This is a genomic window from Streptomyces sp. NPDC028331 (assembly GCF_055565775.1).
Map to the genome: position 1 here is coordinate 38,298 of NZ_JBVHTR010000037.1, position 13,010 is coordinate 51,307.

Genomic DNA, 13,010 nt, shown 5'->3' on the forward strand with positions numbered 1-13,010 from the left:
CCCGGGGAACACGGCCACAGGGCGAGTAGGGCGTGAACCGCGCAGCGACGGCGCCGCAACCGGAAGCGGCGTACTGCTGCGCCCACCGCACCCGATCGGTGGCCTTCCCGGGGCGGGGGCCGGGCTCAGTGACCGGCGCCCCGCTCCTCCCGGATCCGCGCGACGACCTCGGCGACCGTCTGCCGCACCCCCTCGGTCTCCGTCAGGAAGTGCCAGTAGTCCGGGTGACGGCCCTCCAGCCCGGCGACCGCGCGCTCCAGCCGCGCCACGGAGTCGTCGAGCGGGCGAGCATGCCGCGGATCGGGCGTCGCACGGCCCGCCATCGCCAGCCGCTGCGCGTCCCGGATCGCGAACCGGGTGCGCTCGATCTCCTGCTCCGGGTCCTTCTGCACCGCGTTCAGCCGCCGCAGACGCTCCCCGGCGGCCGACACGGCCTCATCGGTGGTGTTCAGCAGCGCCCGCACGGTCGACAGCAGCGAGGTGGCCTCCGCCCAGCGCTGCGCGTCCCGCGCGGCCTGCGCCTGCCGAAGCTTGAGCTCCGCCTGCCGCACGGTCTCGGCGGCCTGCTCCGGCACATGCTGCAGGTCCTGCCAGCACGCGGCCGTGAACCGGCGCCTCAGCTCGCTCAGCACCGGCTCCACCTGCCCGGCCCGCGTGGTCAGCGCCTCCGCCCGCGTCCGCAGCGACACCAGCCGCCGGCCGGTCTCGGCGGCCCTCTCCGGCAGCCGCTCGGCCTCGGCGCGGATCGCCGCCGCCTCCCGTGAGACCCGCTCGGCGCGCTCCAGGGTCTGCTGCACCCCGTGCTGCCCCGCGCCCTGGTTGAGCCGGGTCAGCTCCGGGCCGAGGGCGGCCAGCCGGGCGGCGAGATCGTCGGCCTTCAGCCCCGAGGCGCGTACGGCGTCCAGGGCGTTGCTCGCGGCGAGCAACGCCTGCCGGGCACGCTCCACGGCCGGGGCCAGCCGGGCCAGTTGGGTCTCGGCCTTGCCGAGCAGCGGCCCGAGCCCCTGGGCGAATCGATCCAGCTCCTGCTTGACCCCGACCAGGTCGTCCCTGGCGGCGGTGAGATCCGCCCGGGCCCGGGAAGCCGCGGAGGCCTCCAGATCCACCCGGTCCAGATCATGCGCGTCCACGGCCTGGATGTACCGGTGACTGACCTCGTCGATCCGCCGCCCGAGCGCCTCGAAGTCGGCGAGCGCGCGGCGGGCGGCGGGGGAGTCGTCGACGGCGGTGATGGTCTCCACGGAGATCCGCACATCCCGCTGCGCGGTGTCCAGCTCGTAGAACGCCTCCGCGGCGGCGTCCTTGGCCCCCTGCGCCTCGGCCCGCTGAGCCTCGCCCCGCCCGCCGAACCAGCGCCGGGTGCCGCCCGAGGCGAAGGCGGCGGGGAGGACGAGGGCGACGAGGAGGGGAAGGAGGAGCGCCCCGGAGACGGACCGGGCGACGCGGTCGGACTCCTGCTCGGACTCCTGCCGTGGTGTCCCCGTCACATCCCTCTCCCGTACCGTGATCCGCCCTGCCCGGTGTCATTCTCCCACCGGTTGAGGACGAACACACGGGCCGGTCGGTTCAGCCCGCCGTCCGCACGCTGACCGACCCGTCCCGGGTCCGGGCGTCGATCACATGGGAGCTGCCCGCGTCCCGGGGGACGGACACGTGCACCGAACCGTCGGCGGAGTGCGTCGTCACGCGGTACGTGCCGTGCGGCACCGCGATCGCGACGGACCCGTCGTGGCTGCTCGACTCCACCAGATCCGGAACGGCACCGAACTCGAGGCTCACCGCCCCGTCCTGCGCCGTCGCCCGCACGCGCCGCGACCGTACGCCCGTCGCGCGCACCGACCCGTCGTCGGCGGCCAGCGCCAGCGGCCCGGTGGAGTCGCTCACCCGCACGGACCCGTCCCGCGTCCGAATGCTCAGGGCCGTCGCGAAGCCCCGCGCCGACACGCTGCCGTCGCCGTCCTCCACGGTGACGGCCACCCCGCGCGGCACCTCGATCCGGTGTCGGGCGGAACAGTCCGCGACGATCCCGGAACACTTCAGCCGCAGCACGAGCCGGTCGCCCTTCATGGCCCAGGTCACGCGGGGATCCCCGCCCATCACGACCGTGCCGCGGAACCACCGGGTCACCTGCACCTTGTCCACATCCGCCGGAACGATCTCCAACGTGGAGTCGTCGGAGTCGACGGTCAGCGTACGGCCGTGCAGCGCGAAGGCGGCGTGGTCCGGGTGCGGGTCGTCGCGGGCGTCGTTCCCGCAGGCGGCGACGGTGCCGATGAGCACGGCGGCGAGCCCCGCGACCGCGGCCACCCGGGCGCGCCGCGCGTGCACCGTCGTACGAGCCATGATGTGTCCCCCTGAGAGCCGGAGGGCCGCCGGGCCCTCAACGCCGAAGTGCTTCGACGGTACTGATCCACGGCTCGGGGGAGGATCCGGCACGCTCCCGGATCGGGGGTGGGGATATCCCCCGGACACGCGTTTGCGAGGCATCCCCTCCGGCAATGTAGGCTGTCGAATCGTCTCGGGTGCGTAGCTCAGGGGTAGAGCGCCTGCCTTACAAGCAGGATGTCGGCGGTTCGAAACCGTCCGCGCCCACCGGAGGATCGGGGGAGAGCCCCGGAAGCGCCTGTTCGGGGCGCTTCCGGGGCTTTTCCGTGCAGGCGTTCCTGTTTGCCCGGAATGTGCCAGGTCACTCAGCCGGGGGCGACGCGGTGGATCGCCAGCGCATCCCTGCGACGCGTTCTCGCGTCGAAGGGCGCGTACACCAGGTGCCCGACGCGGAGCGGAGGGACGGCGTTCGGGCGTTCACCGCGCAACGCGGCCTCGACGAAGTCCCGTAGGCGTTCGCCGCACCGGCGGTAGAACCGCAACTGGGTGCGGCGGCCGAACAGCCGCCATCCGAGAGCAGTGATCCGGTCCAGGGTGGGGGCGCCCTGCGAACGGCAGGAGACCACGAACTGCACCTGGCCCGTGTGGTGCTGCTTCACCACCTCGTAGATGGCCTTGCCGCGCTCCAGGTGGCCCTCCAGGGTCTCGTAGGCCCATCCCCAGATGCGGTCGGCGTTGTCCCGGGTCTCGTCCACCACCTCGGTGACGCGCACGCCGCAGTAGAAGTGCAGGCCGTGGAAACGGGCCTCGAGCAGCATGTCACGGCCGAGTAGCGGTGCCGCCGGGTCGTACAGGGCGCGGACGATCTCCGGTGGGGAGAACTGGTAGTCGCGGACCAGCCGGCAGGCGTGCTCCCAGGACCCTCCCGGCTCCGGGGAGCCCGGTCGCTCGGTCGGCAGCGTGGTGCGGTAGGTGTCGATGGTCCAGGACGGCCGGCGTACCTCGTCAGCCGAGTAGTTGACGCGTGCGTCCGCCAGCCCCCGCCACACCCGTGCGGCGTCGAGCCGCCCGAACGCCCGGTCGCCCGAGGGGGTCACTCGAATTCCTCCAGTGACTCGCCGATCAACCACAGCATCGGTGGCCACAGGCCCACGAAGAGCGCACGCCGCTCGGCGTTCCCCCGCTGTTCCTGGTCGACGGTTTTCGCGCGCACCCACAGCGTCAGGCACAGGCCGACCGCGGCGAGTGAGGCGAGGTGCAGGTGGGCACGGCGTGCGCCGGCCCGGTGCAGGAGCCGGACCACCATGTGGGCCTCCGGGTTCGTCGGCTGGCGGCATCCCCTTTGTCACCATCGCTATGCAGGGGTATACACATGATTATTCATATATGCGGTGGTTTGTCGGTTCGAAGGGGTGCGAATGGCGGGACCTCGCTGTCCTCGCGTACTCGCCGTGCTGGCGCGGTGGCTCCTGGGCACGGCGCTGGTCACCTGGCGCTATCTCTGGGAGACCACCCCGCTCCATCGCGGTGGCGAGTGTCGGGGCGACGAGCGGGACCGCCCACCGCCGCTGCCCCCCGAAGCGGCCGGCGACGGGGTGCAACGGGCGGAGGACGGCTGCGGCCCCCTCTACCACCGCCTCTTCCGGGTGCGTATCGCCGGGGCGGACCTCGCCGCGGACCAGCTCATCTCATGGGTCTGCCGGGACTTCAAACATTTCGTCCCGTCGGAGGTGGTCGACATCCGCACGCGCGCGCTCCGCGACTACGGCCTCGACGTCACGGACGAGTTGCTGGTGGAGATGCCGGGGCCCTGGAACGGACCCGTCAGGGTCGTGCGCCGCGACGCCGAATCCCTGCACCTGGTGACCCTGAACGGTCACATGGAGGCCGGGCAGGTGCAGTTCCGTGCGCGGAGAGACGACGACCTGCTGGTGTTCGAGATCGAGCTGTGGGCCCGTGCCGGCAATCGCTTGGTGGACCTGCTGTATTCGCGCCTGCGTCTGGCGAAGGAGGTTCAGCTCAACATGTGGGTCCGGTTCTGTCTGTCCGCCGTCGCGGCCTCGGGCGGACGACTGGTCGGCGGGGTGCACATCTCCACCCGCAGGCTCGACCCTCCGGGCAAGGCACGGGCGCGCACGGTGTCGTGGGCCGGAGTGCATCTCCTGCTGGGGCGCGGACCCAGGGCCCGCCACCTCGCGGCAGCGGTTCGTGAGGGGGGCGTGAGGCGCGACCGGGGGCGAAGGAACAGCCGGTGACGGACAGTCCCCTCGAGGACCGGACCGTCGTGGTGACCTGGGCCGCGCGCGGGCCTGGCCGGGCGCGGCACCGGCACACGAACCGGCCCGGCGCGCGGACGTCGAACGGGGTCGGCGCGGCCGAGAGCGGCACCGCGAAGGCGGACATCGTGGCCGGGGCCGGCCTGACCGTGCGGTTCCTGCGGAAGCCGGCGGCCCCCGCGCCGTCAGGAGGCCAGTGAGTCCAGGGCCTCGGCGATGGGACGACCGCCGCCGGTCACCTCGAAGGCGCGGTTGACAGTGGCCCGGTGGTCCAGCGCGCGCACCAGGACCGTCGCGAGGTCCTCACGGCTCAGGGAGCCCTCCTCGACCTCGTCGCCCACGGTGATGCGGTCGCCGGGGGCGCTGTCGTTCAGCCACGGGGGCCGGACGATGGTCCAGTCGAGCTCCGACTTCTCCAGGTGGGTGTCCGCGGCCAGCTTGGCGTGCGCGGTGTCGCGCAGGTACCCGGGCAGGCGGCTGGGGTCGGCGGTGCCCCACATCGACAGCTGCACCCAGCGCCGCACACCGGCGGTCACTGCCGCGTCGACGGCCGCGACGACGCCCCGGTGGTCGATCAGCTCGGCCTGCTGCTTGTCCATGCTGCGCGTGGCGGCCGTGTTGATCACCGCGTCGGTGCCCGCGAAAGCGTCGGCCAGGGCGGGGCCCGGAGCGGCGAGGTCCACGACGGCGGTCGTGACGTCCGCGCCGAACAGCTTCTCGGCCCGCGCGGCGTCGCGCACCGCGGCGCGGACTGTGTGGCCGCCCGCCAGCAGCCGGGTGACGACGCGTCGGCCCGTGGCGCCGGTGGCCCCGAGGACAGTGACGTTCATGGTTCCTCCAGGACAGTTGCTGACAGATACTGACGGATGCGATGGGGATATGACGGCTGGTCAGATGTTGACGGTGGCCATCCGCGGCGGGTCGTACCGCTCACCCGCGACGGCCGAGGCTGGTACGGCCGCCTCGATCGCGCCGAGCTGTTCCTCGGTGAGCTTCAGCTCCGCCGCCCGGAGGTTCTCGTCGAGGTAGGTGCGCCGCTTGGTGCCCGGGATGGGCACGATGTCGGTGCCCTGGGCCAGCAGCCACGCCAGGGACAGTTGCGCCGCCGTCACGCCGAGGTCCGCGGCCGCCTTCCGCAGCGCGTCCACGAGCGCGAGATTGGCGCCCAGGTTCTCTCGCCGGAAGCGGGGCGACAGGTGCCGTATGTCGTGGGCCGGCAGGTCGCTGGTGTCCGTCATACGGCCGGTGAGCAGCCCGCGGCCCATCGGACTGTAGGCCACCAGCCCGATGCCGAGCTCCCGCAGCGTGGGCAGGAGGGCGTCCTCGACGTCGCGGGTGAACAGGGAGTACTCATACTGCCCCGCGGTGATCGGGTGGACGGCGTGCGCCCTGCGCACCGTGCCGGGTGCGGCCTCGGAGATGCCGAGGTGCCGCACCTTGCCCGCGGCGACCAGTTCGGACAGGGCACCCCAGGTCTCCTCGATGGGCACCTTCGGGTCGACCCGGTGCTGGTAGTACAGGTCGATGTGGTCGACACCCAGCCGGAGCAGCGAGGCGTCACAGGCCGCGCGCACGTACTCGGGGCGGCCGTTGATGCCCTTGACCGTGCCGTCGGCCAGCCGCTCGATGCCGAACTTGGTGGCGATGACCACCTGGTCCCGGCGCCCTGCGACGGCCCTGCCGACGAGGCGCTCGTTGGTGAACGGGCCGTACATGTCCGCGGTGTCGAGCAGGGTCACGCCCGTGTCCAGTGCGCGCCGGATCGTCGCGAGGGACTCCGTGTCGTCGGGCACACCGTAGTGGTCGCTCATGCCCATGCAGCCGAGGCCGAGGGCGGAGACCTCCAGACCGGCGAGGAAACGACGTTCCATGTGTTCTGTGTTCTCCGTGTTGTTCCCTGTGGGGTCGCGCCCGCTCAGTAGCGGCGCAGGACGAAGCCGTCGCGGGTCTGAGCGCCGCCGCTGCCGAAGAGGACGTTCAGGTTGCTGCTGAGCACGTATTCGCCGGACGGGGTGACGGCCACGGTCGTGGGCGCCGCCTCGGGTGAGGCCTGGGCACTGACCGTGCGGGCGGTGCGCCACCCGTCGTCCGAGCGCAGCCGGAACACCCCGTCGATGCCGGTGGAGCGGATGGTGTTCGTCGCCGCCCAGAGGGTGCCGTCCGGGGCGAGGGCCATGCCGTCCGCACCGGGGATGCGCTGCTGGAGGTCGACCTCGCGGAAGTCTTGCGGCCGGTCCAGCGGGATCCGGAAGATCGCACCCGTGTCGTAGCGCACCACCAGCAGATAGCCGCCGGGGTGGTAGACGATGCCGTTCACGCCGACGTTGGGCAGGCCGCTGTCGTCCGTGCCGGCGTCCAGCGCGGGGTCGTACAGGAACGTCGACTTCTGGCCCGACGGGGTGACCTTGAAGATGTGGCCGGAGAACGAGTCGGTGACGTATGCGTTGCCCTGGGGGTCCAGGGCGATGTCGTTGGCGAGGTGCAGGCCGGGCGCCTCGCCGAGGTCGATCCGGTGCCGCAGTTTCCCGGTCCGCAGGTCGTAGATGGCCAACCCCGCGTGACGGCCGCGGGTCTCGGGCGTGGAGCCGACGCTGAGCAGGGCGTTCGGGCCCGCGTACACGTCGTCGTAGGTGACCAGGAGGCGGTTGCGGGGCACGTCGACGCGTATCGCGCCGGTCGCGATCAGCTCGGGGTCGTCGATCAGCGTGTGGGGTGTGCCGTCGGCGCGGACGACGGACACGGTGCCGTAGCGGATGGAGCCGATGAGGAAGGCGGAGCGCGTCGGGTCCCAGGTGACGCCCTCGGGGTGGATGGCCGTGCCCGATCCGTTGATCACGGCGGGCAGCGCCGCGTCGGCCGCGGCCTGTCTGGTGCCGTCGGCACCGGCCGCCGCGGGCTCACCGACCGCTGTCGAGGGCAGCAGGGCGGTGGAGAGGACGAGGGCGGCGGGCAGGATCGCCCGGTGCACGCGTCGGAGTCCGTTGACCATGGGAGTCCTTTCCGTAGCGGGCTCGATGAGTTGACGTGACGTGAGTCGAGGTGACGGTGAGTCGGTGTGGGGGTCGGGGCTGGTGTGGGCGCGAGGGGTGTTGTGGGGGTCGGGGATGTGGGGGTGTGCGGCGCAGGCCGTGCTCCTGGGCGAAGGCGATGGCCTCCTCCGAGCCGGACCCGCGGTGCGCCCGCACGTCCAGATCAGGCCCGCGTCCCGGACCCCCTGCGCGCACTCGCCACACGGACGGCGATTGCGCCACGATGGGCGATGAGTGCTTCCCGCACGTTCGCTCCTTTTAATCTGCATTTCTCGCCACAGGGGCGACCCCGGAGAGGGAAATGCTCATCCATGATTTTCCATGCGGCCACCCCGGGTAATACCATGGGTAACATTGATCGGCCGGGGGATCAGGACGCGCGGTCCATGCCCTCGGTGAACAGCCGGTCCGCAGTGATGGCGGGGGAGTGGACGAAGTGTCGATTCCCCGCCTTGTCCGACAGTATCGCCTGGTGCAGCCGCTGGAGTTCCAGCGAGGGATCAAGTCCGAGTTCCTCCCGCAGCAGGCACCGCATATCGTGATAGGCGTGCAGAGCGTCTCCGCGCCGGCCGCTGCGGTAAAGCGCGGTGATCAGCTGTCCGTGCAGCCACTCGTTCAGCGGGTGGCAGGCGACCAGGCGTTTCAGTTCGGCGGCGATCTGGCAGTGCCGTCCCATGCGCATGTCGGCTTCTATGCGCAGTTGCAGGGTCCGCATGTGCAGTTCCTCGAGATGCCGCACGTGCTGGGTGAGCACCGGGCCGCTGGCCACATCGGTCAGCGGGTCGCCCCGCCAGAGGGCAAGGGCCTTTCTGACCAGGCGAGACCCCTCCTGCAGGTCCCCGCGGTCGAGCAGCGCCTCACCCTGGCGGGCCAGCCGCTGGAAGTTCTCCGCGTCCACCTGCTCCGGCAGCACGCGCAGGATGTAGCCGGTCGACCACGTCTCTATCAGATCGTGCGATATTCGCTCGCCGAGCGCTTCGCGCAGAATTCCTCTCAGGTGGTACACATGTGTTCTGACCGTGGAAAGCGCCGTCTTCGGAGGTTCCTTTCCCCAGAGTTCGTCCACCATTGTTCCGTGTGACACCACCGCCCCTGGCTGCAGTACCAGAAGGCTCAGCAGTTGACGAACTTTCGGGCCTCGTGGCACGGTGATCGTCTCGGTGTTCCAGGTGAGAGTCAGTGGGCCGAGAACATTGAACCGAAACACTGTGATCCTTGAGTTGGTGCTCGCTCCAAGACCTTTCACCAGAAGGCTCACACATGCGAAGGTGGCTCGCAAGGAAATGCAACGAAGGTTGACCCCGCATGCCTGTTCTTTACCATTGCTTCTCTGGGGTATAGGTGTGTGAATTTCGCCACGACGGTGTGCGCGCGGCGATGTGCACACGGGAACGGAGTGAATTCCGCAGAAAGGAACGCGTTCGCCGCCCGGGGCTCGATGCCCCGGGCGGCGAACAAGCGGGGGAAGGCCGGCCGCGGCGAACAAGCGGGGGAAGGCCGGCCTCGGACGGTTCAGACGGTGGCGTCCGTCCGCGACGGGGCGGGATCCTCGGTGTGCTCCGCCTCCGCGCCGCCCTGACCGGCGTCGTCCGCGCGGTCGGTGAGGATGCGGTGCAGTACCAGTGCGCTGACGACGCAGATGGCGGCGGCGCACCACAGGACGATCCGGAAGCCCTCGGTGTAGCCGGTGCGCAGGAAGTCCGTGAACTCGGACCGCAGACCGGCGGCCACCTTCCGGACCGGACCGTCGACGTCACCGCTGGTCACGCTGTCGGCGACCGCGCGGGTGCGCAGTGCGGTCCCGGCCGCGAAGCGGTTCAGGCCGTCGGAGATCCGGCTCTGGACGAGGGAGACGAGCGCGGCCACCATGCCCGCGACGGCGACGGCCTCACTGGCGAGCCGGATGGTGTTGAACATGCCGCTCGCCATGCCGACCTTGGTGGGCGGGACGGTACTGACCGCCGCGCCGTCCATCAGGCCGTAGATGAGGCCGATGCCGACACCGACCGCCACGAGCGGTCCGGCCAGGCCGAGCAGGCCGATGCCGGGGTGGACGACGGTCAGCCAGGCGCAGCCGGCGGCCACCAGCACCAGGCTGGCGCTGAGGACGGTGCGCATGGCGACCCCGGCCTGCACCAGGCGCCCGGCGACCAGCGGGAAGACGAGCACCGGAACCGTCAGCAGCAGCATGGTCAGACCGGCCTCGCCGTCGCTCTGCCCGTTGGCTCCGACGAGGTAGGAGGGCAGCAGGACCATCAGACCGACGAAGCCGAAGGAGACCGCGGTGGCGAGGAGGTTGACGGCCATGAAGCGCGGTTCGCGGAACAGGCTCAGGTCGAACATGGGCATCCGCTGGCGCCGCTCCACGGCGACGAAGGCGGCGAGGAACAGCACGCAGCCGAGGAACAGCCCGAGCACCTGCGGGCTGCCCCAGCCCCACTGCGGGCCCTCGATGACGCCGAGGGTGAAGAGGAACAGGCCGACGGTGAAGGTGATCGTGCCCGGCCAGTCCACGGAGTTGGCCTCCGGGTCCTTCGACTCCTGCACCAGGCGGAACCCGAACAGGGACACCGCTGTGATCACGACGTGGACCCAGAACACCGAACGCCAGCCGAGCGCGGACGCGAGCAGACCGGAGGTCGTCGGACCGAGCGCGAGGCCCGCGCCGATGGTGACCCCGACGTAGGCGAACGCCCTGGTCCGGGCGGCACCGTGGTACATGTTCGCCATCACCGACACGCCGGCGGTCATGATGCAGGCCGCGGCGACACCCGAGATGCCGCGCGCCACGTCCAGGACGACGACGTGCGGAGCGAGCGCGCCGATCAGGGAGGACAGGCCGTACAGGGCGACGCCGAAGGCGAAGACCCGCTTGCGGCCGATGCGGTCGGCGATGGAGCCCGCGGCCATCATGCAGCTGGCGGCCATCACGTTGTAGGAGTTGACCACCCACTGCAGCGGGACGACGCCCGCGCCCAGGTCGCGGCCGATCGCCGGCAGGGCGACCGGGGGGCTGCTGAGGCCGTAGGGAACGATGAAGACGGCCAGGCACAGGGCGAAGAGGGTGAGCCCGGCCCGTGGAGGTGCCTCACGGGCGGTGACTGCAGTCATGGGACTGCTGCTCCTTCCGAGGTGAGATCCAGGGGGTGACGGAGCTGCGGGAACGGCTCCGCCGCCCGGGCACGGCATCCGGTCAGCGGTCGCGTGCCGGGAGGTCGCGCAGGAACTGCGACAGGGTCTGCAGGAAGCGGTTGTCCTCCCAGCGGGCGTAGACCACGTCCTGGTGGGTCAGCGCCGGGTCCGCGTACAGCGCCAGCTCCGGGATCCGGCTGCCGGCGACGACCGAGGCGGCGGCCTGGCCGGTGGTGCCGTTGGTCAGACCCGACTGGAAGGCGTACAGCGGGATGTCGATGCCGGAGGTGTGGGCGAGCCGCAGCCCCAGTCGCCGGGTGACGTCCGTCTCGGTGAAGGGCAGTGCGGCAACGTAGTCGAGCAGCACCCGGTTGAGGGTGTACCACAGCCAGGCGCTGGGCCGCGGGCCGGCGAAGGCCTCGGCGACCGTGGCCAGGCGGGTGGGACCGCCGTCGCTCCAGACGCCGCTGTCCTCCAGCGTGCCGGCGTTCACCGAGAACGAGGGGTGGGCGCGCTTGGCGTCGAACAGCCAGCCCAGCAGGCCCGCGTTGGTCAGCTTGCGGTCGGTGCGGACCGCCTCGGGCAGCCGGTCGGCGAGCACCGCCGGGGCTTCCGGGTCGGCCACCGCGTGCAGGGCGGCCAGCTGGAACCAGACGGCGGCGTCCTCCGGCCGGGTGCCCAGGCCGACCGTGGTGCTGGTGAAGTCCTCGAACACCGCGCCCTGTTCGATCTGCGCGAGCCAGCCCTCGGCGGCGGCGAGCGGCAGGTCGAACTCCATGCCGGCGCCCGCGTAGGCGTTGTGCACACCGCCGTCGACCACGGCCAGACCCGCCAGGTCGCGGTGGCCGGGGGTGCCGTCGAAGTCCCAGGCGGCGTACGACAGCGCGGCGGTCGCGCCCACGGACACACCGCCCAGGACGACCTCCCGCCGCCCGCCGTCCGCGGCTGCCAGGACCACCCGGCGCAGGTCCTCCACGAGCACCCGCAGGCCCCACTCGGCCGCGTACGGGTGGTCCTTCGACTCGCAGGCCCGGTAGTGGCCGCCGAGGTAGTACTCGGTGGCCTCCTCGGGGCTGCGGGCGAAGCCGGAGAGGTCCGCGAGGTTCTGCTCGCGGCGGTCGACCGCCCATACCTGCAGGTCGTCGGTGGCCCTGGCCAGGCAGCGCGCGGCGTGCTTGAAGACCGCGGCGCCGCCCTCCCGGCCACCGACCAGCACCAGCACGCGGCGGGCGTCTGGGCGGCCGATCTTGAGGACTCCGACCTTCTGCAGTTCCGTGGGGCCACTCGCGGTGACCCCGTCGTGGAACTCGTACGTCTCGATCCAGTCCTGCTGGTCGTGCGACACGAGATTCACGCTCCTCAATGGTTGCAACTGAGTTGCTAGTCGGTACATGACTGTAGTCAAAACTCACGAAGATGCAACATCACGTTGCATCTATTCACGTTCTTGCTACTTGGCTGTACGTTGGTACAGTCGGGAGAACGCCGAGACCGGCGAGACCAGGGCAGAAAGGCGGGCACCGTGCCGGACACCACGAAAGAGCGGCCGCTGCGTGCGGACACGGAGCGCACGGTCCGTCTGATCCTGGAGACCGCCGAGCGCGTGCTCAGCGAGGATCCCGCCGCGAGCCTGGCCCAGATCGCGGCCGCCGCGGGCGTGGCACGCACCACCGTGCACCGGCGGTTCCTCTCGCGCGAGGCCCTGCTCGACGCGATGGCCTCGCACGCCTTCCGGCAGGTCGAGGAGGCCATCGACGCGGGGCGCCCGGAGACCGCGCCGCCGATGGTGGCGCTCCATCAGGTCACTGCCAATGTGATCGAGGTCAAGAGCAGCTGGCGGTTCGCCGTCCACCAGCCCCAGTTGCGCGACCCGGAGGCCGTCGCCGCGCACGACCGGATCTTCGCCAAGGGCATGATGCTGCTCGAACGGGCCCGGGACGCGGAGCTGCTGCGTCCCGGTGCGGACCTGGTGTGGGCGCAGCGCGTCTACCACGCGCTGATCGAGCAGGCGATCCAGGAGCGCGCGGCCAGCGGCATCGATCCGGACGCGCTCGCCGCGGCCGTCGTGGACACGCTGCTCAACGGCGTGGGGCCGCTCAAGCGCTGAGCGGGCCGCCCGCCCGGGCCGTGGACGGCCCGGGCCCCTACTGATCTTTTCGTTAGTTCTGTGGGTGTGATGGGCTTGTTGGCGGGATCCTGGTGTCGTGTCTTTCAAGCCTTCGCCTGTTGCCTCCGAGCCTGTCGTTCC

At 71.3% G+C, this 13,010-nt stretch carries 13 protein-coding genes and 1 tRNA gene; 4 read left to right on the plus strand and 10 right to left on the minus strand.

Features of this window, described 5'->3' with window-relative positions; genetic code table 11:
• Positions 1 to 125 precede the first annotated feature (125 nt).
• Together ACZ4SW_RS35130 and ACZ4SW_RS35135 are read right to left on the minus strand one after the other, a co-directional pair.
• Positions 126 to 1,487, minus strand: coding sequence for a coiled-coil domain-containing protein (locus ACZ4SW_RS35130; protein ID WP_468253146.1), 1,362 nt, complete (start codon positions 1,485 to 1,487; stop codon positions 126 to 128).
• A gap of 79 nt (positions 1,488 to 1,566) precedes the next feature.
• Positions 1,567 to 2,343: a DUF4097 family beta strand repeat-containing protein gene (locus ACZ4SW_RS35135; RefSeq protein WP_468253147.1), complete on the minus strand. Its 777-nt coding sequence runs from the start codon at positions 2,341 to 2,343 to the stop codon at positions 1,567 to 1,569.
• A gap of 177 nt (positions 2,344 to 2,520) precedes the next feature.
• On the opposite strand from ACZ4SW_RS35135, the gene ACZ4SW_RS35140 reads away from it, so the two are divergent.
• Positions 2,521 to 2,592, plus strand: a tRNA-Val gene (locus tag ACZ4SW_RS35140).
• 98 nt (positions 2,593 to 2,690) lie between these two features.
• On the opposite strand, the gene ACZ4SW_RS35145 is transcribed toward ACZ4SW_RS35140, so the two are convergent.
• Both ACZ4SW_RS35145 and ACZ4SW_RS35150 read right to left on the minus strand, forming a co-directional pair.
• Positions 2,691 to 3,422: a DUF1990 family protein gene (locus tag ACZ4SW_RS35145; protein WP_468253148.1), complete on the minus strand. Its 732-nt coding sequence runs from the start codon at positions 3,420 to 3,422 to the stop codon at positions 2,691 to 2,693.
• Positions 3,419 to 3,631: a hypothetical protein gene (locus ACZ4SW_RS35150; protein ID WP_468253149.1), complete on the minus strand. Its 213-nt coding sequence runs from the start codon at positions 3,629 to 3,631 to the stop codon at positions 3,419 to 3,421. Before ACZ4SW_RS35150 ends, ACZ4SW_RS35145 begins: the two co-directional genes overlap by 4 nt.
• 112 nt (positions 3,632 to 3,743) lie before the next feature.
• Between ACZ4SW_RS35150 and ACZ4SW_RS35155 the strand changes: the two genes are divergently transcribed.
• Together ACZ4SW_RS35155 and ACZ4SW_RS35160 are read left to right on the plus strand one after the other, a co-directional pair.
• The gene (locus ACZ4SW_RS35155; protein WP_468253150.1) at positions 3,744 to 4,580 is read left to right on the plus strand and encodes a DUF1990 domain-containing protein; all 837 of its coding nucleotides are present in this window, start codon (positions 3,744 to 3,746) and stop codon (positions 4,578 to 4,580) included.
• The gene (locus ACZ4SW_RS35160) at positions 4,577 to 4,801 is read left to right on the plus strand and encodes a hypothetical protein (protein WP_468253151.1); all 225 of its coding nucleotides are present in this window, start codon (positions 4,577 to 4,579) and stop codon (positions 4,799 to 4,801) included. The genes ACZ4SW_RS35155 and ACZ4SW_RS35160 overlap by 4 nt, the downstream gene beginning before the upstream one ends.
• On the opposite strand, the gene ACZ4SW_RS35165 is transcribed toward ACZ4SW_RS35160, so the two are convergent.
• The 6 genes from ACZ4SW_RS35165 to ACZ4SW_RS35190 all read right to left on the minus strand — a co-directional run bounded on the left by ACZ4SW_RS35165 (position 4,787) and on the right by ACZ4SW_RS35190 (position 12,107).
• Positions 4,787 to 5,431: an NAD(P)H-binding protein gene (locus ACZ4SW_RS35165; RefSeq protein WP_468253152.1), complete on the minus strand. Its 645-nt coding sequence runs from the start codon at positions 5,429 to 5,431 to the stop codon at positions 4,787 to 4,789. The two genes, ACZ4SW_RS35160 and ACZ4SW_RS35165, sit on opposite strands and share 15 nt — an antisense overlap.
• A 60-nt stretch (positions 5,432 to 5,491) precedes the next feature.
• Entirely contained in the window at positions 5,492 to 6,472 is a 981-nt protein-coding gene (locus tag ACZ4SW_RS35170; protein ID WP_468253153.1) for an aldo/keto reductase, read from the minus strand.
• A gap of 44 nt (positions 6,473 to 6,516) precedes the next feature.
• A complete protein-coding gene (locus tag ACZ4SW_RS35175; RefSeq protein WP_468253154.1) occupies positions 6,517 to 7,590 on the minus strand; it encodes an SMP-30/gluconolactonase/LRE family protein in 1,074 nt (357 codons plus the stop codon).
• A 410-nt stretch (positions 7,591 to 8,000) separates the two neighbouring features.
• Positions 8,001 to 8,888, minus strand: coding sequence for an AfsR/SARP family transcriptional regulator (locus ACZ4SW_RS35180; RefSeq protein WP_468253155.1), 888 nt, complete (start codon positions 8,886 to 8,888; stop codon positions 8,001 to 8,003).
• A 254-nt stretch (positions 8,889 to 9,142) separates the two neighbouring features.
• Positions 9,143 to 10,741 carry an MFS transporter gene (locus ACZ4SW_RS35185; RefSeq protein WP_468253156.1) on the minus strand — a complete coding sequence of 533 codons (1,599 nt, stop codon included), beginning with the start codon at positions 10,739 to 10,741 and terminating at the stop codon, positions 9,143 to 9,145.
• 82 nt (positions 10,742 to 10,823) lie between these two features.
• On the minus strand, positions 10,824 to 12,107 hold the full coding sequence (locus tag ACZ4SW_RS35190) for an alpha/beta fold hydrolase (RefSeq protein WP_468253157.1): 1,284 nt from the start codon (positions 12,105 to 12,107) through the stop codon (positions 10,824 to 10,826).
• 177 nt (positions 12,108 to 12,284) lie between these two features.
• On the opposite strand from ACZ4SW_RS35190, the gene ACZ4SW_RS35195 reads away from it, so the two are divergent.
• Positions 12,285 to 12,869: a TetR family transcriptional regulator gene (locus ACZ4SW_RS35195; protein ID WP_468253158.1), complete on the plus strand. Its 585-nt coding sequence runs from the start codon at positions 12,285 to 12,287 to the stop codon at positions 12,867 to 12,869.
• The last annotated feature ends 141 nt before the right edge of the window (positions 12,870 to 13,010 follow it).